This is a genomic window from Dethiosulfatarculus sandiegensis, assembly GCF_000931935.2.
Taxonomy (GTDB): Bacteria; Desulfobacterota; Desulfarculia; order Desulfarculales; family Desulfarculaceae; genus Dethiosulfatarculus; species Dethiosulfatarculus sandiegensis.
In genome coordinates, this window is the sequence record NZ_AZAC01000021.1 from 38,189 (window position 1) to 61,752 (window position 23,564).

General features: G+C 53.6%; 22 protein-coding genes and 3 riboswitches. Of the genes, 8 read left to right on the top strand and 14 right to left on the bottom strand.

Annotated elements, in window-relative coordinates; all coding sequences use genetic code 11:
* Positions 1 to 281 precede the first annotated feature (281 nt).
* The 3 genes from X474_RS14920 to lysS form a co-directional block, all read right to left on the bottom strand.
* On the bottom strand, positions 282 to 938 hold the full coding sequence (locus X474_RS14920; protein ID WP_044350059.1) for an ABC transporter ATP-binding protein: 657 nt from the start codon (positions 936 to 938) through the stop codon (positions 282 to 284).
* An 86-nt stretch (positions 939 to 1,024) separates the two neighbouring features.
* On the bottom strand, positions 1,025 to 2,254 hold the full coding sequence (locus tag X474_RS14925; RefSeq protein WP_044350004.1) for a lipoprotein-releasing ABC transporter permease subunit: 1,230 nt from the start codon (positions 2,252 to 2,254) through the stop codon (positions 1,025 to 1,027).
* A complete protein-coding gene (lysS, locus tag X474_RS14930) occupies positions 2,254 to 3,795 on the bottom strand; it encodes a lysine--tRNA ligase (RefSeq protein ID WP_231688336.1) in 1,542 nt (513 codons plus the stop codon). The genes X474_RS14925 and lysS overlap by 1 nt, the downstream gene beginning before the upstream one ends.
* 440 nt (positions 3,796 to 4,235) lie before the next feature.
* Between lysS and X474_RS14935 the strand changes: the two genes are divergently transcribed.
* A complete protein-coding gene (locus tag X474_RS14935; protein ID WP_044350006.1) occupies positions 4,236 to 4,520 on the top strand; it encodes a PxxKW family cysteine-rich protein in 285 nt (94 codons plus the stop codon).
* A 331-nt stretch (positions 4,521 to 4,851) separates the two neighbouring features.
* Here the strand turns inward: X474_RS14935 and X474_RS14940 are convergent, their stop codons facing one another.
* A complete protein-coding gene (locus X474_RS14940; RefSeq protein WP_044350008.1) occupies positions 4,852 to 6,048 on the bottom strand; it encodes a pyridoxal phosphate-dependent aminotransferase in 1,197 nt (398 codons plus the stop codon).
* Positions 6,049 to 6,278: 230 nt separating this feature from the next.
* Positions 6,279 to 6,662 carry a PilZ domain-containing protein gene (locus X474_RS14945; RefSeq protein ID WP_156360782.1) on the bottom strand — a complete coding sequence of 128 codons (384 nt, stop codon included), beginning with the start codon at positions 6,660 to 6,662 and terminating at the stop codon, positions 6,279 to 6,281.
* Positions 6,663 to 7,179: 517 nt separating this feature from the next.
* Positions 7,180 to 7,292, top strand: a riboswitch (TPP riboswitch).
* Between the two features lie 68 nt (positions 7,293 to 7,360).
* Here X474_RS14945 and X474_RS14950 point away from each other — a divergent pair.
* Entirely contained in the window at positions 7,361 to 8,146 is a 786-nt protein-coding gene (locus X474_RS14950) for a sulfide-dependent adenosine diphosphate thiazole synthase (RefSeq protein WP_044350010.1), read from the top strand.
* 117 nt (positions 8,147 to 8,263) lie between these two features.
* Here the strand turns inward: X474_RS14950 and X474_RS14955 are convergent, their stop codons facing one another.
* Together X474_RS14955 and X474_RS14960 are read right to left on the bottom strand one after the other, a co-directional pair.
* Positions 8,264 to 8,695, bottom strand: coding sequence for an HIT family protein (locus X474_RS14955; RefSeq protein WP_044350011.1), 432 nt, complete (start codon positions 8,693 to 8,695; stop codon positions 8,264 to 8,266).
* Positions 8,692 to 9,540 (bottom strand): GAF domain-containing protein, encoded by an 849-nt coding sequence (locus X474_RS14960; protein WP_044350013.1) that lies wholly within the window; start codon positions 9,538 to 9,540, stop codon positions 8,692 to 8,694. Before X474_RS14960 ends, X474_RS14955 begins: the two co-directional genes overlap by 4 nt.
* Before the next feature lie 459 nt (positions 9,541 to 9,999).
* Here X474_RS14960 and X474_RS14965 point away from each other — a divergent pair, with 459 nt between their 5' ends.
* The 4 genes from X474_RS14965 to X474_RS14980 all read left to right on the top strand — a co-directional run bounded on the left by X474_RS14965 (position 10,000) and on the right by X474_RS14980 (position 14,616).
* The gene (locus X474_RS14965; RefSeq protein ID WP_197282132.1) at positions 10,000 to 11,115 is read left to right on the top strand and encodes an AI-2E family transporter; all 1,116 of its coding nucleotides are present in this window, start codon (positions 10,000 to 10,002) and stop codon (positions 11,113 to 11,115) included.
* Positions 11,116 to 11,128: 13 nt separating this feature from the next.
* Entirely contained in the window at positions 11,129 to 12,406 is a 1,278-nt protein-coding gene (locus X474_RS14970) for a glucose-1-phosphate adenylyltransferase (RefSeq protein WP_044350015.1), read from the top strand.
* 226 nt (positions 12,407 to 12,632) lie between these two features.
* Positions 12,633 to 13,553, top strand: a complete 921-nt coding sequence (gene fabD, locus X474_RS14975) for an ACP S-malonyltransferase (RefSeq protein WP_044350017.1) — start codon at positions 12,633 to 12,635, stop codon at positions 13,551 to 13,553.
* A gap of 373 nt (positions 13,554 to 13,926) precedes the next feature.
* A complete protein-coding gene (locus X474_RS14980) occupies positions 13,927 to 14,616 on the top strand; it encodes a helix-turn-helix domain-containing protein (protein ID WP_052515252.1) in 690 nt (229 codons plus the stop codon).
* 113 nt (positions 14,617 to 14,729) lie between these two features.
* Here X474_RS14980 and X474_RS27065 read toward each other — a convergent pair whose 3' ends face one another.
* Together X474_RS27065 and X474_RS14985 are read right to left on the bottom strand one after the other, a co-directional pair.
* Positions 14,730 to 14,864, bottom strand: coding sequence for a hypothetical protein (locus X474_RS27065; RefSeq protein ID WP_269433196.1), 135 nt, complete (start codon positions 14,862 to 14,864; stop codon positions 14,730 to 14,732).
* Positions 14,840 to 15,124 (bottom strand): hypothetical protein, encoded by a 285-nt coding sequence (locus X474_RS14985; RefSeq protein ID WP_156360783.1) that lies wholly within the window; start codon positions 15,122 to 15,124, stop codon positions 14,840 to 14,842. The genes X474_RS27065 and X474_RS14985 overlap by 25 nt, the downstream gene beginning before the upstream one ends.
* Positions 15,125 to 15,719: 595 nt before the next feature.
* Between X474_RS14985 and X474_RS26860 the strand changes: the two genes are divergently transcribed.
* Positions 15,720 to 15,869: a hypothetical protein gene (locus X474_RS26860; RefSeq protein ID WP_231688337.1), complete on the top strand. Its 150-nt coding sequence runs from the start codon at positions 15,720 to 15,722 to the stop codon at positions 15,867 to 15,869.
* 344 nt (positions 15,870 to 16,213) lie between these two features.
* Here X474_RS26860 and X474_RS15000 read toward each other — a convergent pair whose 3' ends face one another.
* A complete protein-coding gene (locus X474_RS15000; protein ID WP_044350023.1) occupies positions 16,214 to 17,365 on the bottom strand; it encodes an acyl-CoA dehydrogenase family protein in 1,152 nt (383 codons plus the stop codon).
* Between the two features lie 218 nt (positions 17,366 to 17,583).
* Positions 17,584 to 17,793, top strand: a riboswitch (cobalamin riboswitch).
* 173 nt (positions 17,794 to 17,966) lie between these two features.
* On the opposite strand from X474_RS15000, the gene X474_RS15005 reads away from it, so the two are divergent.
* Positions 17,967 to 19,814 carry a TonB-dependent receptor plug domain-containing protein gene (locus X474_RS15005; RefSeq protein ID WP_044350024.1) on the top strand — a complete coding sequence of 616 codons (1,848 nt, stop codon included), beginning with the start codon at positions 17,967 to 17,969 and terminating at the stop codon, positions 19,812 to 19,814.
* Positions 19,815 to 19,900: 86 nt separating this feature from the next.
* Here the strand turns inward: X474_RS15005 and X474_RS15010 are convergent, their stop codons facing one another.
* From X474_RS15010 to X474_RS15030, 4 genes are all read right to left on the bottom strand, one after another.
* Positions 19,901 to 20,755, bottom strand: a complete 855-nt coding sequence (locus X474_RS15010; RefSeq protein ID WP_052515253.1) for an ABC transporter ATP-binding protein — start codon at positions 20,753 to 20,755, stop codon at positions 19,901 to 19,903.
* Positions 20,746 to 21,750: a FecCD family ABC transporter permease gene (locus X474_RS15015; protein ID WP_044350025.1), complete on the bottom strand. Its 1,005-nt coding sequence runs from the start codon at positions 21,748 to 21,750 to the stop codon at positions 20,746 to 20,748. The genes X474_RS15010 and X474_RS15015 overlap by 10 nt, the downstream gene beginning before the upstream one ends.
* Complete coding sequence (locus X474_RS15020; protein ID WP_044350026.1) at positions 21,747 to 22,727, bottom strand: ABC transporter substrate-binding protein; 981 nt, start codon at positions 22,725 to 22,727, stop codon at positions 21,747 to 21,749. Before X474_RS15020 ends, X474_RS15015 begins: the two co-directional genes overlap by 4 nt.
* A gap of 242 nt (positions 22,728 to 22,969) precedes the next feature.
* Positions 22,970 to 23,160, bottom strand: a riboswitch (cobalamin riboswitch).
* Between the two features lie 77 nt (positions 23,161 to 23,237).
* On the bottom strand, positions 23,238 to 23,543 hold the full coding sequence (locus tag X474_RS15030) for a hypothetical protein (RefSeq protein WP_044350029.1): 306 nt from the start codon (positions 23,541 to 23,543) through the stop codon (positions 23,238 to 23,240).
* Between the last annotated feature and the right edge of the window lie 21 nt (positions 23,544 to 23,564).

The following is a 23,564-nucleotide window of genomic DNA, read 5'->3' on the forward strand; positions in this document are numbered from 1 at the left end:
AAGCGCCTAAGCATTATGGGCACTTCGGCTAACACCGGTCATTACACTTGTAACTCAACTAATAAAAAAAACTCAACTCGGCAGACGTCTTGAACGCCTACCGAACCAGCCTGATTATCCTCTTTTTGACCGGGTCATGCAAACCCAGCTTGAAAAAACAATAAATCACCGACCGGCGACATTCCTTGCGGAATCAAATCGTCAGCAGATCATCCTATTACGCAATGAGGGTTCATCCCAAAATGCCTTGCCCTTTTACAAGGGGCGAAGGGTAAAACAGGCTACTCCGAAACCCGGCCTTGGGCCAGCCGAACCCGCCGGTCCATGAGCCGGGCCAAATTCTCATTATGGGTGGCCACTAAGGTGGTGAGGTTCATTTCCCTGTTTAAGCGAACAAACAACTCATGCACCTTGCCCTCGGTATTCTCATCCAGATTACCGGTGGGCTCATCAGCCAAAAGCAAAGTCGGGCGCATGACCAGGGCCCTGGCCACGGCAACCCGTTGCTGTTCACCACCGCTCATCTCACCGGAACGGTGATTTTCCCGATGGCTGAGCCCCACCTGCTCAAGAAGCTCCCTGGCTTTTTGCCTGGCCTTATTTTTATCCATGCGGCTGATCAAAGCCGGCATCATGGTGTTCTCAAGGGCTGTGAACTCAGGCAAAAGATGGTGGAACTGAAAAACAAACCCCACCTGTTTATTGCGAAAATCCGCCAGCTCAGCTTCGCTGAGACTGAATATATCACAACCGTCCACATAAACCCGGCCCGAGCTTGGCCTGTCCAAGGCCCCGGCCAAGTGCAACAGAGTGGACTTTCCCACTCCGCTGGCCCCCACAATAGCCACGGATTGGCCTTTAGCCACCTCAAGATCCAGATCGCTCAGCACCTGGACCTCTGAATCAGGTCCTTCGTAGGTCTTGCACAGTCGCTTCATTTGAATGAATACTTGATTCTCTGTCAAGTCCTCAGGCTCCCGGCAGGTAATTTTATTATGAAGAGGCTTTTTAGCCAATCCTAAATTCATTCGTAACGCAACGCCTCCACAGGATCTGTCTTACCGGCGTTTCTGGCGGGATACAACGTGGCCAGAAGGCAGATAAGAACTGCGGAGACCGCCACTATGGCCACAATGTGCGGTTCAACCTGCACAGGCATGGTATTCATGGGATACACATTTTTAGGCAGGTCTATAAACTGATAGCGGGACAAAAGCCAACAAAGGCCCAGGCCTCCCCAAAGCCCTAAAAAAGTGCCCCAAAAGCCTACTATGAGGCCTTCTATGGTGAAGATGCGCCTGATACTGGCGGCGGTTGCGCCCATAGCCTTCAATATGGCTATATCCTTACTTTTCTCCATTACCAGCATCACCAGAGAACTGACAATGCCAAAGGCCGCCACCACAACTATCAGAATCAGCACCACGAACATGCCGAATTTTTCCAGTTTAAGCGCGGCAAACAGGCTTTGGTTATTGCTCATCCAGTCTCTGGTGTAGTAGCCCGGCCCCAGCTTGCCGCCCACACTTCTCCCGACCTTTTCGGCCTGGAAAATATCTTTCACCTTAAGGTCCACTCCGTTTACCGCCCCCCCCAGATCCATCAGATCCTGAGCCGCCCTGAGGCTGGTGTAGATTACGCTGGCGTCGTATTGATGCAGGCCGGAATGAAAAAGCCCCACCACCCGAAAGGGTTCGCTTTTGGGGATGCGCCCAACCGGGGTGTCTTCCCCCAAGGGATTAATAATATTAATTACGCTGCCAAGGCCCGCGCCTAGTTGCCTGGCCATGGCCTTACCGATCACCACCCCGGGAATGCCCTCGGGCCAGGGAGGAGTCAGGTCTTTGAAAGAACCGCTTTTAATAGTTTGCTCGATATTCATCACCTTAAGTGCTTTATCCACACTAAGGCCGCGCATAAGTCCGCCTGTGGCCCCGTAATCCGAAACCACCATCACCTGGCCATGCACAAAAGGAGCCGCGGCCACCACCTCCGGATCAGCCAGGCAGGCGGTCATGACCTTATCAAAATCAGTCATGGCCCTGCCCACCCTGTAGACGTGGACATGGGCGTTCTGCCCTAAGATGGCGCGCCTTATCTCAGTTTCAAAGCCGCCCATCACGCTCAACACGACGATCAGGGCAGCCACACCCAGAGCCACTCCGGCCATGGAAAGAAGCGAAATCAGTGAAACAAAGGTCTTTTTACGCCGGGCGCGCAGATAACGCAGGGCGATCAGGACCTCAAACCGCATCAATCGTTCTCTGGCCTGAGCAGGGGGAACAAAATAACCTCTCTGATGCTGGGCTGGTCGGTGAGGAGCATAACCAGTCGGTCTATGCCGATTCCCTCGCCCGCAGTGGGAGGCATGCCGTACTCAAGGGCCCTGACATAGTCTTTATCCATGAACTGGGCTTCCTTGTCCCCGGCCGAACGCTGGGCGGCTTGATCCTCAAAGCGGCCCCTCTGGTCATCCGGGTCATTCAGCTCGCTGAAACCGTTGCCCATCTCGCGACCGGCCACAAAGAACTCGAACCGGTCCACAATATCCGGATCCAGGTCGTTTTTACGACTCAAGGGAGATATCTCCAGGGGATAGCCGGTTACAAAGGTGGGCTGCCAGAGTTTGGGTTCAACCAGCACCTCAAAGAGTTTGTCGAGCGCCTTGCCCAGGCCGTCCTCAGGCTTGAACTGGCCGCCCAGCTCCCTGGCCAGGGCCATGGCCTTTTCCTCGTCAAAGAGCACCTCGGGCGGAGCGCCGCCGATCTCAATGAGGCTGGAACGGAAATCCAGGTTCTGCCAGGGAGGAGTAAGATCGATTTCCTTGCCCTGGTACTCGAACTTCAAGGTCCCCTTAACCGCCTGGGCGCAAAGGCCGATCAGGTCTTCCGTGAAGCTCATGAGGTCTTCATAAGAGGCATAGGCCATATAGAACTCAACCATGGTGAACTCAGGGTTATGCCTCAGGCTGATGCCTTCGTTCCTGAAGTTCCTGTTGAGTTCATAAACCCTTTCCAGACCGCCCACCACCAACCTCTTCAGGTATAGCTCCGGCGCCACCCTCATATACATCTTCATGCCCAGGGCATTATGATAGGTCTCAAAAGGCCGGGCAGTGGCTCCGCCGGGGATCACCTGCATCATGGGGGTCTCCACCTCCATGAAGTTATTCTCGCTGAAGAATGATCTTATGGTGGAGATAATCTTGGAGCGGGCGTGGAATATATCCCTGGTGGTCTGATTCATGATGAGGTCCACATAGCGCTGGCGATAGCGCAGCTCCACATCGGTCAGGCCATGGAATTTTTCCGGCAGGGAGCGATAGCTCTTGGTCACCAGCTGGACCTCTTCCACTTTTATGGTGAGTTCCTGGGTCCTGGTGCGGAAAAGCGGTCCCTTGACTCCGATAATATCGCCGACCTCATATTTTTTAAAGGCCTTGTAGGATTCAGTCCCCACCACATCGCGCTGCACATGGCACTGAATCTCGCCTGTGCGATCCTTTATCTTTAAGAAGGCGGCCTTGCCAAAGGACCTGAGCGCCATAACCCGGCCGGCGACCATGAATTTAGTCTCGGCCATGGCGTCTAACCGGGCCGTGTCCATGCGGTCGTAGCGGGCCCTTAGATCACCGATCTGGTCTCTGGGACGGAAGGTATTCGGGAAAAGAGGCACTCCCAGCTCTTTAAGATCCTCCGCTTTTTTACGGCGCTGACGAATCAAAAAGTTCTCGTCCTTGGAGGCCTGTTCAACATCTTTCTTTTTTGAGCTTTTCTGACCAGAATCCCGGCCCACGGGGAAGCTCCTTTCATCTCCGCTTCCTTGTAATAAAGGTGAAATTCTTTCGGGAAGCGGACTCATTATTCATTCAAACGCAAAACTATTTTGATCTACGGCAGAGCCGGAGATTTGTCAAGGCGGGGCCGAATGGCTCCGCCCGTGGCACAAGATACCACGCTTGGCCCTGTTTTGCCTTGCTTTTCTGGCTGTTTTCATGCCCCTGGCCTGGGCCTTGCGGCTTAATCCCGCACTTGAGTAACATTTTTTTAGAAATATTCTTGACAGAATCAGGGGCTGCCTTCAAAATACGCGCTCAGTTGTGTGGGGCCCGGCTCATTGAGGCCGGGCCCTTATCTTGTGTTTAGATTTCAGAGGCCCGTTGACATATCCAGGTTACCTTAATCCGTACCTCAAAATGTTGAACTGGGAAGAACCTCGAAGGGAAGAGAACAATCATGTTGTGCACCACCACCAGAGAAGGTATGGAATGCGCTTTCATGACTGAAAACGGTTGCAGCTACAATGGCGGCACCTGTCATCCGGCGGTTGAAGCCTGTGAAGGCTGCGCCCGCGCCGTGCAAGTAGGTGACCTTTTCTACTGCACCACCTATCCTGACCCGGCATCCAAATGGCGCTACGGCATCTGCAACTTCGCCACCCATGTCAAGGATCAGAGCGAAGTCAAAGAGGTTAAGCTCAACCCCATCAAAGCGAGCAAGCGCGCCGCTGGCCGCAGATAGCAATACGTATTCGGCCCCATCTTGTAAATGGGATCGTAAACATATTCCAGGCTGGTTCCGGGCAGGGATGCCCTGCCCGGACGCGCAATCCATATCCATACACTTGGCAGCTCCTTTAATCGGAGACATGTTGTGGTGTGTCAAGTCATTATCTCGTCTAACTATTTAAAATCTCTAAAATTATAATTAAAAATCGCTCTTCCTGCGGATTTTCCAAGGATTGAAGCCGTCGCACCGGTTTTCAAGGTTTGTTTTTTTTAGCCGGGCCAAATAAAAAGGGAGGAACAAGCCGAAAGCCTGCCCCTCCCAGTCTCAACCATTTCGATAACTGTCAGACCAGGGCGCCCAGAGCCTCGACCAAACGGTCCATGCCCTTCTCGATCTGGTCCGGGGCGGTCACAAAGCTGAAACGCACGCATTTATCCTGACCAAAGGCCGCGCCGGGAACTGTGGCCACATGGGCCTCTTCCATGAGATAGGCCGAAAGGTCAACCGATCCCTCAATAACCTTGTTCCCGAACTTTTTACCGTAAAATACACTCATATTGGGGAAGGCGTAAAAAGCTCCCTTGGGCGGAGTGCAGCTGACCCCCTCTATCTCCAAAAGCCTCTTTACGATGTAGTCCCGCCTTTGTTCATAAGAGGCGGTCATCTTGGCCACTTCGTCCTGCGGACCGGTAAGGGCGGCCAGGGCGGCCTTTTGGGCCACGGAGTTGGGGTTGGAAGTGGACTGACCCTGCAACTTGGAGCAGGCGGCTATCAAGGACTGAGGGCCGGCCATGTAGCCGATGCGCCAGCCGGTCATGGCATAGGCTTTGGAAACGCCGTTGATGGTTACGGTGTTTTCATAGATTTTGTCGCTTAAACTTGCGGTGGAGACGAACTTGGGACCGTCTGAAAACACGCAGGTTTCATAGATTTCGTCGCTGATCACAAGCACCCCGGCATCGGCGCAGATGGTGGCCAGGGCTTTAATCTCATCAGCTGTGTAAACGCAGCCAATGGGGTTGCTGGGCGAGTTCAGTATCAGGGCCTTGGTGCGGGGGGTGATGGCGGCCTCGAGATCCTTTGGCGTGAGCTTGAAGTCATCCTCTTCCCGGCAATTGACAATAACCGGCTCTCCACCGGCCAAAATCACCATGGGAGGATAGGAGACCCAATAGGGTGCCGGCACCACAACTTCGTCACCGGCATTCAAAAGCGCCTGCAGAACCAGGTAACCGGAATGTTTGGCTCCCACGTTGACCATCACCTGGTCAACGGAATAGTCAAGCCCGTTATCCCTTTTGAATTTTTCCACCACCGCGGCCCGCAACTCGGGGATGCCCGGCACTGCCGTGTAACGGGTGAAGCTCTCATTAATGGCATCGATAGCCGCTTGGCGAATATGAGCCGGAGTGGGGAAATCCGGTTCTCCACCGCCAAAACTGATCACGTCAACACCACTTGCCTTCAACTCGGCCGCCTTGGCTGTAACCGCCAAAGTCGGAGAAGGCTGCACCTTTTTGATCTTTTCACAAAGCTCCATGTTATTCTCCAGGAGAACTGCGTTTTAGTTATCCAAAAAAACAGGATGACGTGCCCGGGACGAACCCTTTAAAAGTCCCCGGCCCCATGGGCAGGCCTCCAGTTGTCAAATCCGGGAAAAAGGCCGTTTTCAGGCATCCGTACAAACTGTCAGGATTAAACCCCTGACAGTATACATAAAAAAGACCCCCCTAAAAATCCACCTGATTTTAAGAAAGGGCCTGAATATTTTCAGTCTTTCTCACTACTGGGGTCAAAGGCCGGCTTTGAAAACTCGCTGGCCGCCTCATCCGGATTGGGGGAATTTAATAGCACCAGATTGCGTAGGTGCATGTAAGTATCTGGATCCATGGAAACAAAGTCAATAGCAGTGCCATCAACCGTGCTTCGGGCGACCTTTCCCTCCATGAACAGCTCAACATCTGAAGCAGGATCATCCACAAGGCGAATAGTGACCGTACATTGTTGCCCTACTGTAAGGGGATGGGATCCAAGTACAAACACGCCTTTGTGGCTCAGATCCCTGGTAGTCAGATCCAACAGTTGAGCCCCGGTCACATTGACGTCGGCCTTGGCCGCAAAATTAACCCTTGTGCGCCGCCTTTTATTTGCCATCTTTAAATCTCCCACTCGAAGCAGGGCTTTTCGGGGCGCCGATTTTCTCGGAGCAGCCCAGCTCCCCCGCAACAAAAAAGGGCCTGATTTCAACAGGGAGCCTTTTTTCAGAGCAGCTCTCCCCAGTGTGCCCAGCCTGGGTTAATCATAGCAAGCGTGGGGCCAACTAACAAGACGTGCCAAGCAAGCAACCACCTCGGGTAATTTATTTTTTTTCCAAATGTCCTACTTTGGAGATTATTTTTAAACGACATTGGCCAACAGGATAAAAAGGGATTTGAAACAAAAACGCCCTGAATCCGGATATCGGCCCTTTTTCAGTTGAAACAGCCAAACTTGTTGACACAAAACTATTTGGGGAGTATGCAAGTCACTTATCCGTCAAAAAATATTTTTTTTTACCAAGCCCGCAGATCAGGGCGGAAATTAAAAAAGGCGGAAAAAAAGTCAAGCTGACCCAAACCCCTTTGCCAAAACAACCATAGGCACTCCAAGGGTTTTTTGTCATGCTTAAAAAACCGATTGCTGGGGGAGCTTCCTTTGGGAGGCTGAGAGTATGCCGGATAGGCCGGTAGAGACCCCTTGAACCTGTTGGATAATCCCAACGCAGGGAAGCAATCCGTGACCCGCATTATATTGAGGGCCGGATTCCCTGAAGGGCCGGTCCTTTTTCTATTGGCCCTTCGGAAAGGAAAAGCATCATGCTGGATGAAGTAACCATCACCAGAGCCATTATCGATCGCTACATGGAAAAGCTCCACGCCAACCTGGACCTGGACGTGGCTATTGTGGGCGGTGGTCCCTCGGGCTTGGTGGCGGGTTATTACCTGGCCAAAAAAGGCTATAACGTCGCCATGTTCGAACGCAAGCTCTCCATCGGAGGCGGCATGTGGGGCGGCGGAATGATGATGAATGAAATTGTTGTGCAGGAAGAAGCCAAGCGCATCCTAGATGAATTCGGCATTCCCTGCCGCGAATATGTGGAAGGCTACTACACGGCCGACAGCGTTGTTTCCACCTCCACTTTAACCTCCAAGGCCACCCTGGCCGGTCTTTCCGTCTTCAACCTGATCACTGTGGAAGACGTTATGGTCCGGGATAACAGGGTCAACGGCCTGGTGATCAACTGGTCTCCCGTTGAGATGGCCGGACTGCACGTGGATCCCCTGACCCTGCGAGCCCGCTATACCATCGACGCCACCGGCCACCCGGCCGAGGTGTTGAACGTGATCTCCAAGAAGGTGGATGCCAAGCTCTCCACCGACACCGGCAAGGTGATCGGCGAGCGTTCCCTGTGGGCCGAAGTGGCCGAGTCCACCACCATCGAGAACACCAAAGAGGCCTTCCCGGGCGTGTACACAGCCGGCATGTGCGCCAACGCGGTCTTTGGCGCCCACCGCATGGGACCTGTCTTTGGCGGCATGCTTTTAAGCGGCGAAAAGGTGGCCCAGGTGCTGGACCGGAAGCTGCAGGAAGAGGACTAAAACTTATCGCTGTTTTGTGACCCCCAGGGGCCCTATGGCAGTTTACGGTAAAACAAGGCTCTGCCCCTTTAGCTGTTCGGCTAAGGGGGCAGAGCCTTGTTTATTAACAATGACCCGTTACTTGATCGCCTGGGAAATGGCCTTTGCGGTCTCTTCCAGGCCTTCGGTCTGGGGTTTTCTCTCGGAAGCGTGCCCCAGGGGCAGGCCGTCGTCATTCATACGGGGAATGACATGCACATGATAATGCATGACAACCTGGCCGGAGGCCTCTCCATTCAGCTGAAGGATGGAGACGCCGTCACAACCCAGGGCGTCCTTGGCCGCCCGGGCCACCTTTTTACTGGTCATGTGAACCGCGGCAAGATCATCGGAAGCAATCTCCAAAAGGTTTTCAGCGTGGTTCTTGGAGATCACCAGGGTGTGCCCCTTGGTTGCCGGGCTGATATCGGCAAAGGCCAGGGTCTTGTCATCCTCATATACCTTGTGGCAGGGGATCTCACCGGCCACGATCTTGCAGAAGAGACAATCATCTTTGGTAATATAACTCATTTATCCACCTCTTTTTGCATTTCAGGGCCGCTGTTGCCCGCGGCCGCGTCAACATCTATTATCTTCATTCCCTGAGCATAGGGTTTGGTCACATATTCACTCACCTGACTTATGCGGTGCACCAAGGAGCCTACCTTGTCCACTTCCCGGGACAACTGTATAAGGCTCTGATACAGGGGGTTTTCCTGAGACGAGGTGCGCAACAGTTTATCTATCATAAGAGTCAAAGTGGTCACCGGCTGGGCCAATTCGTGACACGCGGCCCCTGCCATCTCCAGGGCAGCCTCTCGCCGCTCCATGCCCCTGGACTCGTCCATAACCAGACAGGTTTCCATGCCAATTGCGATCTTGCGCCCCAGGCGGGAAAGAAAATCCGTCTCAAGCCCGGGCTCATACCGCTTAAGAGAGCCGCTTCCCAGGCAAAGCGCCCCCAAAAAATCCCCCCTGGACCAAAGGGGCAAAACTCCCATGGAGGCCGGTTTAGGGCTTTCCGGAAAAAAAGTCTCTATCAGTTCCCTGCCCACCCGGTTGCATAAAAAGGGACGCTCCAAATCCGAGAGAATTATCCTCAAATCCTTTCTGCTGCGCCAAAAACAATTAGCAGGCAGGGGCTTGTTCCGGGGGCCGCCTAAAATGCGCCATAAACGCTTGTGATCCCGGCAAAGGACCACGGTGACGGCCTCCAGATTATAGACCTCGCTTATGGTGCGGCAGAGGTCAGGCAAAAGCTGGTCAAGGCCGTGCCTGCCCAAGAGGAGGAATTCCACCTCGTCCAAGCGCTTCAAAATCTCTTCGTTGCGCTTGGCGTGCCTTAAAAGTTCACCCATTCTGCGGGGCGAAAGCATCGGCCCCCTCCCGAAAAACAATTTGGAAATATGCTCATGCTAGCACAGGGTTTTTAAGGCGGCAACTTAAGGTTGCCGCATGATTTTGACTTGGGAGTACAACTTAAAACGCATATAATAAAACAAAAAAAACAGACCGCTCACGAGCGGCCCGTTAACGGGCTGTTAAAGCGCCCCCGAAAAACCGACGCTTTTCAAACACCCCGGAAAAGTCAGCCCTTTTTGGGCCCCCATTGGGGCAAACAGAGTGCGGGATCGCGAACATCACCCATTAAGCGTAATTTCGGCTGATTGGCAGTAACAAAGTTTGAGTAATCAGCATCCGGTAAAATTCGGGAAGCCTTTGCCGGAAAGATAAAACTGGCCGCCTTTAAACGCGGCCATTCTTTCCTCTTTTTGGATTATCCTTTTAGCCTGCTGCCGCCTCTCGCGCCTTTAAGGCGGCTTTTGGAGATGCTCATGCCCCATGGCGCCGATCCCAGGCCCTTTGACAACACCTGGACACGCTGGTTCTTTACAGTCTGCATCTTATTCATGGTCTACCTGGGCTATCTTCTGGTGGAGCCTTTTCTGGTTCAGATCTTTTTGGCCGTAGTTCTGGTTGTGGCCTTTGCCCCGCTCTACGCCTATTTTGAAAAACTTTTCAAGGGCAAAAGGGCCTTGGCCTCGGCTATGGCCTGCATTGTGATCTTTATCATCCTGGCAGTGCCATTTTTCCTCTTGGCAGGCATAATCACCAGCCAGGCGCTTGACCTTTACAACACAGTGAGCCATATGCTGATCAATGATCAGCTTCAACAAACCGTGCGCGACGGCCTGGGCAGGCTTACGCCTTACCTTGTCGAGCTGGAAGAACGCCTGGGCCTTGAACAGACAGATGTGCTGGAATATGTGGGCGAGTTGGTGCGGGAGGTGAGCAACCTTTTATACGCCAACCTCACCGGGCTGTTGAGGAGAGTCACCAGTCTTCTTATCGGCACGGCCCTGGTGCTTTTTGTCACCTTTTTCCTGCTCATGGACGGCGAGGCCATGGGCGAGAAACTCATTGCCCTCTCTCCCTTGCCCAAGGGTATGAACCAAAAAATCAAATCCGATATTTTAAGCAGCCTGAGGGCCACTTTAAAAGGAACCGTGGTTCTGGCCATGATCCAGGGCCTGGCCGGGGGGATGGGCTTTTATATCTTTGGTGTGCCAAACGCGCTCTTCTGGGGCACGGTTATGGTTTTTGCCTCGGTGGTGCCGTTGATCGGCACGGCCCTGGTCTGGGCCCCGGCCGGAACCTACCTCATTCTCACCGGCCATGTGGCCGGGTCCATAGGCATGATGATCTGGTGCCTTTTGGCAGGCCTCACCTGTGACAATATTCTGAGGCCCCGGCTGATAGCCGGCCAGGCCAACCTCCATCCCTTGCTGACCTTCTTCAGTGTGCTTGGCGGAATAAGCCTGTTCGGGGTGGTGGGGCTTATACTGGGGCCATTGGTTCTGGCCCTTCTGCTCTCCCTGCTCAAGGTTTATCAGCGCTTTTTTGTGGAAGAAAAACCAATAGAAATAAAGCGGAAAGACAAACTCGGCTGAAAGGTAAAATCAAATGGCACGGATATTGGCCATCATCATGGCCGGCGGTAAAGGCGAGAGGTTAAGCCCACTTACCCGAGATCGTTCAAAACCGTCCGTCCCCTTTGGGGGCACCTACCGTTTGGTTGATATAACCTTGAGCAACTGCATCAACAGCGGGATCTATAAAATCATGGTCCTGCCCCAATACAAAAGCCAGTCTCTGGTGGACCACCTGGAGGCGGGCTGGAACATCTTTTCCTTTGCCCTGGGTCATTACCTGCGCATTGTGAGCCCCCAGATGCGCCTGGGAGAATCCTGGTATCGGGGCACGGCGGATTCCGTGCGCCACAATGCCTACCTCCTTGAAAGAGACGAATCCATAAGCGATGTGCTGATCTTAAGCGGCGATCATGTCTGCAAAATGAACTACAACCTGTTTGCCCGCTATCACAAACGCTTTGGGGCGGATGTAACCATAAGCGTGGTCGAGGTGGACAGGGAGCAGGCCAAGGACTATGGAGTGGTGCAGGTCAACCCTGAATTCAGCATTCAGGGATTCATGGAAAAACCATCCAACCCGCCCCCCATCCCGGGGGATGAAGGCCATGCCCTGGCCAGCATGGGGATTTATATTTTCAAAAAAAGAGTGCTTTTAAAAATCCTCAAAGACATGCCGGGCATGGATTTCGGCCATGACATCATTCCCGCCCTGTTGGGGCGTTACAAGGTCAGGGCCTATCCCTACCGGGCCCACAATGTCATCAGCGACTATACCTTTGTGACTAAAAAAAACGGTCAAAGGGTAAAGGTCAGGACCAAGTGCATGCCTGATTCGGGCTACTGGCGGGACGTGGGCAACCTAGACGCCTACTGGAACGCCAATATGGATCTTTGCGGAACCAACCCCTTTTTCAACCTCTATGGCCAATTGTGGCCCATACGCACCTATCAGCGTCAGTTCCCGCCGGCCAAGTTTGTCCATTCCCAGGAAAGTTTCAATTCAACCAGGGTGGGCAAGGCACTGGACTCGCTGGTTGGTCAGGGCTGCATAATCTCGGGCGCAGTGGTCCGCAACTCGGTTCTATCGACCAATGTAGTGGTTCAATCCTGGTCCGAAGTGGATGAAAGCGTGATCATGGACAATGTGATCATAGGCCGCAACTGCCAGGTCAAAAAGGCCATAATAGATAAACAAAACCACCTGCCCCAGGGAGAAAAAATCGGTTTGAATCCCCTTGAGGACAGAAAGCGCTTCAAGGTTACGGAACGTGGAATCACCGTGGTTCCAAAGGGTTATTTCAAACCCTGAAGATTTGGACCTAAGGGTCTTGACTGATTGAGCTTCTTTTCGCCCAAGGCGGGCATCGTTGACACTTCTCCATGGGCAGGTTAGATTTGACCCACCCTGAAAGACTCATTTTGATTGAGTTTGCCGGGTGTTGGATAATTGCACATAAGCCCTTTTCATGGGCTTTAACTCCGGGCACACCCAGGCACACGGAGTTTTACAACCAATACAAGAAAGGTAATAAGCCATGGCCAACGTGGCAGTAGTTTTTCCGGGACAAGGTTCCCAATATGTAGGCATGGGGCAGGCCTTTTGCCAGGCCTCTGCTGAAGCAGCCAAGATCATGACCCAGGCCGAGGAGGCAAGCGGGCTTCCCATTAAAAAGCTTTGCTTTGAAGGCCCCATGGATGAACTAACCCTCACCGTGAACCTGCAGCCCTCGGTGGTGGCGGTGGATCTCATCTGCTGGCAGGCCCTTTTGAAAAAAGGGCTGGAGGTCAAGGCGGTTGCCGGTCACTCCCTGGGCGAGTACCCGGCATTGGTGGCCGCAGGCGCCCTTGATAACGCCAAGTGCATAGAGCTGGCGGCATTAAGGGGCAAACTCATGAACAGGGACGCAGAGGCCAATCCCGGGGCCATGGCCGCGATTATGGGCCTTTCCCCTGAGCAGGTGGCCGAGATCACCGAAGACATAGACGGAGTGGTGCAGCCGGCCAACTATAACTCACCCGCCCAGACTGTAATCACGGGGCTTAGGGAGGCGGTGAAGCAAGCTTCCGACCTGGCCAAGGAAAAAGGCGGCAAGGCCATTCCCCTCAAGGTGAGCGGCGCCTGGCACAGCCCCTTGATGGCAGACGCCAAAAAAGACATGGAACAGGCCATAGAACAGGTTTCTTTTACTGACCCGGCCCGTCTTTTGGCCCCCAACACCACAGGCGCTCCCACCGACCAGGCCGACGAGATCAAGGCTCAATTAAAAGAGCAACTCACCTCGCCGGTGAGATGGGTGCAGACTGTAAACGCACTGATGGACCAGGGTATAGACACCTTTATTGAAGCCGGTCCCAAGACCGTATTGACCGGTCTGATCAAGAAGACCACCAAACAGGTGCGGGTGCTTAACTTTGACACCCCTGAAACCCTGGAAAAGGTACTGGAAGCTCTATAGCCTTTTTAAACAGGAATAACCAGGGCCGGAAGTCAACCCACATCTTGGTTTCCGGCCCTTTAGCCAAGGCTTTTACAATCTGAATTACCCTGCAATTGATGTTGCTTAGATAAAAAATTCCTTCCCAATCGGGTTCTAGCCTCCAAAATAGACCACATAAAAGAGAGGTTTACCCGGTCTTCAGGTTGACCTGAGAGCCGATGGCCGATTATTTTAGCAAATAGGCTAAACACCATGCCCAAGCAGTCCCGGGGACTTTTTGAAATGAAAGACTAAAATGGAAGCGTCTTTTCCGGGGGCAACGCCCTTGGCTCACCCCATCATGACTGTCGGCCGGCTAAAACAGGATGAACCCGCCAGGGAGGATTAACTCATGGCCAGTGACGAGCAAAACAAAAAACCAGGCAAGGCCCGTGACTATGTGGGAACATCCCAGGAAAACGATTTTCTGCGTTCTGTGGACGAGGTGGCTCAACACGATGAGCAACAGATTCAGGAAGATCTGCCCATGGGACAGAGGATCAGGGACCTGCGCCTGGAAAAGGGCTTGTCAATGCTGGATATAGCCAGGCGCACAGGACTGGACCAGGCCTATCTGCATGAAATCGAACAAGGCCGGGTCAATCCTCCTCTCGGCATTCTGGTGAAGCTGGGCAAGGCGCTGGATATGAAAATGGGGGCCTTTATCAGCAGTAAAAGCGACAAGGCCTACAGTGTGGTGCGCAAGGGCCAACGAAGGGCCATGAGCCGCTATCCCGACACACGCCAGACCAGCTATGGTTATTCCTACCACAGTCTGGCCCCGGACAAGGCCAACCGGGCCATGGAACCGGTCATGGTCACCCTTACCGACCAGGGCATGGATGTGGAGCCCTCCAGTCATGAAGGGCAGGAGTTTGTCTTTGTGCTGGAAGGAGAGATGGAGCTGACTATTGGCGGCAAGGTGGAGGTTCTGGGCCCAGGCGACAGCATCTATTATGACTCAACCGAACCCCATGTGTTGAAGCCCCATGGAAAAGGCCCCACCACCATCCTGGCGGTGCTTTACGATGCGGAAAAGTAGCTGAGAAGACAGCAAACAGGACGCCTTGACCAAAAAAAGAAAAGGCGTCTTTAATTATGTCCGGCTTTTTTTAGCAACGGAATTACGCGGGCTTCCACCAGATCGGCCACCTTTTAAGCCCCGCCTTCATTAAAATGACAGTCATCGTAAAAGACCGTGGTGTCTTTGGGTAACAACTCGGCCAGGTCCAGGCAGGGGTATTTCTCCTGCTTGCGCAGGTTTTTCAAAAGACGGTTATACTGATCCATTCCCCGGGCCAGACTGGCGGCGGAATAATACTCACTTCCCCCCTGCCCCCCTTGTAACCCAGCCAAAGCATTTTCTTCTGATAATCAGTCAAGTTTTTCGACCGCAAGGTGGGCTGGGTGAGGAACAGCGCCTTTTTAGCTTGTCTTTTCAACTCGGCCATGATGGTCAGCAGATTGGATTCATATTCTGCCAGGCCCGGCTTCAAATCCGGCAAATGATCAACTATAACGGCCTTGGCCCTGGCCATTCTCCAACGCACAAAAGGATGCACCGGATCAGGCTGTGCGGGCTCCCCCCAACCCAAGGCAGTTTTATGTTTTGCAGCAACTGCACGGCCTTTAAGTTCTTGGGAAAGGAAAAAAACCTGTCCGGATGCACTGAAAAGGCCCGTCTCACCTGGCGCCTTTGATGGCGGCCGCTTTTGAGATAACCGGGGTCGTAATCATGATCCCGTTCCAGGCGCAGTAGAAGATCATTTATTCCCAACAAAAGAATGACCAAGTCTGTTCGGGGATGTTAGGCCAACCTGGAAAATGTGGTCCCTGATGTTGTGCCCGCTCATGCCCGCATTACCAACCCAGGCCGGAAAGCCCTTTTGGCGCAACTTTTCCTGCAATAAAAAGGGCCAGGTCTTTTCCTGATTAAGGGCCAGGCACTCTGTGGTGCTGCCGCCCAGGGCGCACCACGGGAAAGGCGTCTTTTGCCATCTCCCCCGCCCTGAACCCTTGGGAATTGATCTTAAGTTCGGCGCTTTTTTGCAGGCCCGGAAACCCCTTCTCCGGAATCAAAGACACCCGGCTGTGCTTAGGCTGCCAAACACAAAACAAAGGCCCGGAGTTTTTTATGAGCAAGCCATGACCCAATTTAAAAAGGGCAATGCCAACCGCCACACCAGCCAAAACCAGCCCCAACTTGGCAAGCCGTTTCTTCAAACCGGCAAAGAGCATTCCCAAAAACCCATAGGTTTAAGTATGCCCATAGATATTACTAAATTATTTGACTGACGGTCACTCAATGGATTAAAAGGCAGAGATCTGTCCGGTAATCGAACAAGACAGGAAAAGAAAAAAGCTTAAGCTTGAGCCGGTCAGCTCCATGAAAAGTTGCCTGGAAAAAACAAGGTTCCACGCCTTGCCGCAGGCTACAGCCGCCGTCATCCCAAAACATGAGCAGCAACCGCCGAACCGGAACAATTCACCAAACCGAAGCGCAGGCCATGGACGGCCTGCCGGGCGCAAGCCCGAGAAAAAGCCAGGATTCACTCCCGGCTTTTTCCACAAGCCTCAGGCCAGGACGGCCTGGGGCGGACTAAATAACCGGCCTGAGGCGGACACAATAACAGAAAAGATCATATAACCCCAATCAACCTGGCGATCACCAGCCTTTGGATCTCGCTGGTTCCCTCGCCAATGGTTAACAGCTTCTGGTCCCGGAAAAAACGCTCCACATCATATTCCTTCATCAGGCCATAGCCGCCGTGGAGCTGCACCGCCTCGGCAGCCACCCGGCCCATCACCTCTGAGGCAAAGAGCTTGGCCATGGCGGCATGCTTGCTGAAATTCTTGTGCTTGTCCTTTAACCAGCAGGCCTTGTGGAGTAAAAGCCTTGCAGCTTCTATCTCAAGCGCCATATCCGCCAATTTAAAGGCATTAATTTGAAAAGAAGAGATGGCCCTGCCAAACTGCTCCCTTTCCTTGGCATAGCGCATGGCCAGGTCATAAGCTCCCTGGGCCCCGCCCACCCCCATGGCTCCGATGGAGAGTCTGCCTGCGTCAAGGGTCTCAAGCATCTGGTGAAAACCGCTGCCCTTTTTGCCGAGCATGTTTTCCGCGGGCACCCGGCAGTCTTCAAAATAAAGCTCACTGGTGTTGGATCCCCGCCACATCAGCTTTTGGTGCATCTCCCTGGCCTCAAAGCCGGGAGTGCCGAGTTCAACCAAAAAGCAGGTCAGTTCGGGATGTTTATCATCCCTGGTGCCGGTGCGGGCCATTACCGTGACCCCTCGGCTGATGGAAGTGCTGGCATTGGTGATAAAAATCTTGGAACCGTTTATCACCCACTCATTGCCGTCTTTTACAGCCACCGTGGCGGCGCTGCCGGCATCGGAACCCGCGTTGGGTTCAGTTAAGCCAAATCCCCACAGGGCCTTGCCCGTGCAAAGGTCGGGCAGGTATTTTCTTTTCTGCTCTTCATTTCCATAGTAAAAAAGCGGCCCGATACCCAGGGAATTTCCAGCCGCAATGGTGGCGGCGTGGGAACCGTCCACCCGGGCTATCTCCTCCACAGCCAGGATGTAGGAAATATAATCCATGCCTCCGCCGCCATAAGCCTCGTCCACCACTATGCCAAAGAGCCCCAGCTCCCCCATGGCGCGGCAGGTGTCAAGGCTGAACTCCTCCTTTTCATCCAGCTCACCCGCCACTGGTGCTATGACTTCCCGGGCAAAGTCCCGCACGGTTTTACGCAAGATCTCCTGTTCCATGGACAGCTCAAATTCCATCGGCCCCTCCATGCCGGATTCTAAGTTCCTCCTCCCATTGATTCCACCATATATAATCACCTGTAGTCAGGTCAAGATAAGAGGAATTATCATTTACCCGAAATTAAATATGTCAAAAAGAGACAAGGCCTGGGAAAGAAGAGTAAAGGCTTAATTTAAACTAGCACATATTGAATCCGGCGATTGACAAACCGGCCTTTTTTTTTAAAAATGAGAGCAAATAAAAAAACCGGTTCTTTAGGCGCTCATGTTGAATTACCAACTTGCTTAGAGATCAAAAGGGAAGACGGTGTAATTCCGTCGCGGTCCCGCCGCTGTAATCGGGGACAAAAGCCGCTAAAAAGCCACTGGCGAAAAAAATCGTTGGGAAGGCGCGGCGAGTAGGTTGATCCGTAAGTCAGAAGACCTACCGGTTTTGAAGATTTCCGCATATTCGGCGAGGACCGAAGGCGGTGCCCCTTTTTTAAGCGGGTCCGCCTAAAGGCGGTATCCAAAAGGGGTGACCAAGAAGAACGGGTGCAGTCCCCCATGCCTTTAAAAGGCATGGGGGACTTTTGTTTTAATCAACTCACTTATGAAAAGAGCAGGAAGGGAAAATAAAATGAAGAGTATGCGCCTTAGGGCCAAGCTGTTGATCTGTTCAGCGGCAGTCTGTGCCATGGCCCTGGCCACACCAGCCTGGGCCGTGGTGAAAACAACCCAGCCTAGTATGGTTGTCACCGCAACCAGGACCACAGAAGATGTGGCCGAAGTCTCCAGTTCCGTTTCCGTGATTACAGCCAAGGATATTGAAGAAAAAGGCATTACCGATTTTGCCGATGCCTTAAGGGAAACTCCGGGCCTTTGGGTTTATGGCAACGGTCCCTTTGGCGGCCAGACCAGCCTGAGCATCAGGGGAGCCGGGGCAAGCCAGACTTCGATACTCTTGGACGGGGTGCGCATTGCAGATCCCATCTCAACCGATAACTCCTTTAACCTGGGCCTGTACTCAGTCAACGGAATCAGCCAGATAGAGGTGGTGCGCGGTCCCCAGTCCACTCTTTACGGCTCCCAGGCCATGGCCGGCGTGGTCAACCTTATCACTGCCAAGGGCCAGGGCGATCCCAAGGCCTGGTTCTCTTTTGAAGGGGGCTCTCACAAAACCATACTGGGTCAGATGGGGACCAAGGGGCAGATCGAAAACTTGAACTTCAACGTCTCTGCCGCAAGCTTGACCACAGACGGCATCTCCAAGGCCCAGGACACCCAGGAAGACGACGGCTACAAGAGAACCCAGTTGAACGGTCGCATCGGCTGGGAGTTCAGCGACAAGGCCGAACTCTATTTCATCGGTTATTTCAACAATTCAGACATGGATTATGACAGCTTCTATGCCGGCCCCGCAGACTCCCTGGACAGTGAAAAAACAAATTCCTACACCGGCATTCTGGGCTTTGACCAAAAGATCCTTGACTGGTGGGACCACAAAATCACCCTGTCTCAGGGAGAGATCAAAAGGGACTACAGCGACAGCTCGGAGTACAAATCTCTTTTAAATACAGCCAAATGGCAGCACAACCTACATTACAAGAACCTGAACACCCTGACTCTGGGCGTGGACTGGGAAGAAGAAAAAGGCGATTACAACAACCCGCTTTACTTTGACTCTCTTCCTGAAAAATCCACCCACACCACAGGCTTGTTCCTGCAGGACAGGCTGAGCCTTTTTGAGGCCCTTTATATAACCGCCGGCATACGCGCAGACGATCACAGCGAATTCGGCAGCAAGACCACCTATCGCCTGGGCGCGGCTTATCTGCTCAGGAACCTGGGCACCACCTTTAAGGCCAACTACGGCACCGGTTTTAAGGCCCCTTCGCTCTACCAGCTCTACAGCCCCTATGGCAACAAGGATCTGGACCCCGAAGAGAGCACCGGCTGGGACGTTGGTGTGGAGCAGAAGCTCTGGCAGGACAAGATCCGCCTGGGCCTCACCTACTTCCATCTCAAAACAGACGATCTCATCGCCTGGAACTTTGCCACCTGGAAGTACTACAACGTGGACGAAGCCAAGTCCCACGGCATCGAGGCCTTTGCCTCCATTGATGTCTGCCCCTGGCTGACCCTGGACGGCACCTACACCTTAACCGACACCGAGGACGAATCCACAGGCAAGGAACTGATCTACCGCCCCAAGGACAAGGTCAGCTTCGGCGCCAGGATCGCCCCCATGGACAAATTGGTGTTGAGGCTTTACGGCATCTATGTGGGAGATCGCTACACCGACGCCGCCAACACAGAACAGGTGGACGCCTATGTAACGATGAACGCCTCTGCCAGCTACAAGTTGAACGAGGTCTTCACCCTGTTCGGGCGAGTGGTGAACCTGTTTGACGAGGACTATGAAGAGGTCAAGGACTACAGCACCCTGGGCTTCTCAACCTTCTTCGGCATCAGGGCTGAATTCTAAAAAACCATTTTAGGCAATAAAAAACCGGCAACTGTTTGCGCAGTTGCCGGTTTTCCAGCTTGCTGACAAAGTCCTTTTGGACTTTTTCAGAGGGCACTTGGCAAAAACGCGGTTTTACCACGCCGGTATTTTTCAGGCCCGGGATGCGGGATAAGGGTTATACGGGGGCGTCCCCGGGTGGGTTCCTGATCCAGGTGAACCTTGACCCCATAGGCAGTCTCCAAAAGATCTTCACGCAACACTTCCTCGGGCCTGCCCTGGGCCAGGGCGCTGCCCCGGGCCAAAAGCACCAGCCGATCACAGAACATGGAAGACAAATTCAGATCATGACTTACCAGGCATACTGCCCGATGGTTGTATCCACTGAACTCCTCCAAAATCTCCATCACCCTAAGCTGATGGTCCATATCCAGGGCGCTGGTGGGTTCATCCAGCAAAAGAACCTGCGGCTCCGCGGCCAGGGCCCTGGCCAGGGCCAGTCTCTGACGTTCTCCGCCGGAGAGCTGGCCGCACTTGCGCGATGCCAATGAGCTGAGGCCTGTCTCCAAAAGGGCCTTGTTTGCTGCGTCCAGGTCTTTATCATCTTCAAAAAGGTTGCGCCCCATGCGCACATAGCGGCCGCTCAAGGCGGTTTCCAGGGCGGTCATGCCATTGCTGAGCTGGGGGTTCTGGGGAGAAAGCCCCAAGACCTCGGCAACCTTGGGCCGGGGCATTTGCAAGATATCGGCCCCTTTTAACAAAACCCGACCGGTCTTTGCCTTCATCAAGCCGGAGAGTATGCCCAAGAGAGTTGACTTGCCGCTGCCGTTGGGGCCGATGATGCCCAAGATTTCACCGGGGAAAAGTTCAAGTGAAACATCGTTAAATACGGGATTGTCACCATAGGCATAGCCAAGTGACTCTGCCTTGAGCAAGGCCTCTTTGAGTTGAGCTACAGCCATCTGGTGCCCCTTTTGACATAAAGCAGAAGGAAAAAGGGCGCCCCCAGACTGGCGGTGATCACCCCTGCGGGCAGTTGGGCCGGGCTGATAAGGCACCTGGCCACAGTATCTGCCAGCAAAAGAAACAAGGCGCCAAAAAGGCCTGAGGCCGGAAGCAACAGACGATGATCATTCCCCAATGCCATGCGCACCAGATGCGGCGCCATGAGCCCCACAAAACCGATCAGCCCGCCCAAGCAGACCGTGAGCCCGGCTAAAAGGCTGACCGCCACAAAAAGGCTCAGCTTGACTTGGTCCACATTCACTCCCAAGGCGCGGGCGGCCTGTTCACCGGAGTTTATAAGGTTGATCTCCCTGCTTCTGTAAAAGAAAAACCCGCCTACCAACAAAACCGCGGGTAAAAGAAGCCATGACTGTTCCAGGTTGGCCCCGCCCAGGTCTCCGTGCAGCCAGAACATGATGGCATGGAGCTTCTGGTCAGTGGTAATGGAGATCACGAACATGATCACGGCCGTAAAGAACGCGTTTATGATCACCCCTGTGAGGATGAGTCCGCTAGACTCCAGCCTGCCGGACCTTCTACCCATGGTAAGCACCAGGAACATGGCTCCCAGCGCCCCGGCAAAGGCAAAACCGGCCCTGGGATAAAGCCCTGTGAGGCCAATGGAAAGAGCGATTACCGCTCCGGCCGCGGCCCCGCCGGAAACTCCCAGGATAAAAGGCTCGGCCAGGGGATTGCGCAAAAGCCCCTGAAAAACCACCCCGCACATGCTCAAGGAGCCGCCGACCAATATGGCCAAAATCACCCTGGGCAAGCGGAAATTGGTCAGGATTACCTGTTCGGAAGATTTGAGCTCAGCCCCGGCCAGCCAGTTCAGCACCTCGGAGACCCCAATGGAGGCAGTGCCCGAGCTAAGGGCCCAAAGGGTTCCCAAAGCCAACAACAGCAAAAACCCCAGGCATACCCAAAAAACTTTCAGCGGGGTGACCCTCATTTTGTTTCACCCTTTACGGCAAACAAACCGGGATGAACCAGATCCGCCAGGTACAAAAGGCCTTTTCCCAGCCTGGGGCCGGGACGGTCTATGAGGTCGGAATTAATATAAACCACCCTGTAACCCGGCATATCGGAAAGGCCGGGGACATTTTGCCAATAGGACAGCTCACGGGCCAGATTCTGGCCCCTTTCCATGGTGGAGACGATCACCAGACGGGGACGGGCCTGAACCACATACTCCATGCCGAGCCTGGGCCAGACGCCGCTGTCCGCCGGGGCAATGCTTTTTCCACCGGCCATGGCCAAAAGCTTGGCCCCGTATGATCCCGGACCGGCGGTGATCAAGGGTCTGGACCCCACCACCAAAAGGGTGGGAACTTTTTCGATCCCATTGACCTTTTCCCTGACCGCCCTGAAATCCCGCCGCAAGGCGCGGGCCAGTGCAGCCCCTTTTTGAGGGACCCCGCAAACCAGGCCCAGCCTTTCAATGGCTTGAGGCAATGAGGCGGGATCGTGAGGATCCGTGACATATACCGGCACCTTGGCGCGGGCCAGTTTTTCCACCAGCCAGGGCGGATTTCCCTCCCGGTTGGCCAGGACCAGATCAGGAGATAAAGAGACTATCTTCTCCAAGCTGGGAGAGACATAGGACCCCACCCTGGTAATGTTTTTGGCCCGGGGAGGGTAATCGGACCATTCGGTGGCCCCCACGACCTTGTCGCCCAGGCCCAGGGCAAAAAGCACCTCAACTAAGGAAGGAGTCAAAGCCACTATGCGCTGAGGACTTGAAGGGACTTCAACCTTGCGCCCTATTTCATCCTGCACCGAAACAGCCGAACAGGGGATCGCCCACAGGGTCAAAAGCGCAACAACCAGAAAAAAGAAGCCGCAGCTCCCCCCTTTTAACCCGCCAATAAAAAGCATTGCCTTTGAGGTCAAATTATTATGCCAATGAAAGGTCGCGTGATCAGCCATGGATATCCCTTATTGAATACGGCCGGCCCTTTATAAGCCAAAAATAAACTTCACCAGTCCCATCAAGGGGTTCAGCCTGCCTATTCCAGGCTACCCAGCGTATTTTCCCTTGGCAAGGCATAAAAAAACCCCAGTCCGAATCACGGACTGGGGGGACTGCACCCAGCTTTCTTCATCTCCCCAGGGAGAAACACCACCATGATGAGGCAACACTTTTAAAATCCGTTCCTCGCCGGAAAAGGTGGTTTTCTTTACTGACGGCAGGTCTTCTGGCTTCCGGATCACCCCTTGAGCCCGGCCTTCCCGCCTTGCAGAATAAAGCAGTGGCATGGATTTGGGCCCATTGTCCCCGGTTACAGCGGCGGGACCGCGGCGGATTTACACCGCCTTTCCTTTTAATCCTTGTAAAGGCGCCGACATGACTTGTCTATTAATGGGACATCTGTTCTTTGTCAAGCCGAAGCCGGGGCAGGCCCAGCTTTGATCAGGTTAAAGCTATTAGTGCGAATGTCAGATATCTTCCTGATCCAATTCAAAAAGGTCTTCAGGTCCCGAGTCAAGCTCCATGGATTCAGGCTCTATCTCCTCATCTTTGGCTCTTTCCTCATCCGGATTTACCGGCCGTTTAAAAAAGGCCCGGTTTCCCACCTCAACAGGTAATATATTGATCAGTTCCCAGCCAAGGCGTCCCGCCTTGTTTAAAAACTCCACAAAACGGGTTTTGGGGCCAAAGGCCCCTTTATCCTCCCCTACAATAGTCTGCACTTTCCAATCCCGATCCACCCATACACTCATGTACTGCCATTGTTTGATCATGCTTCCTCGCCTCGGAAAATG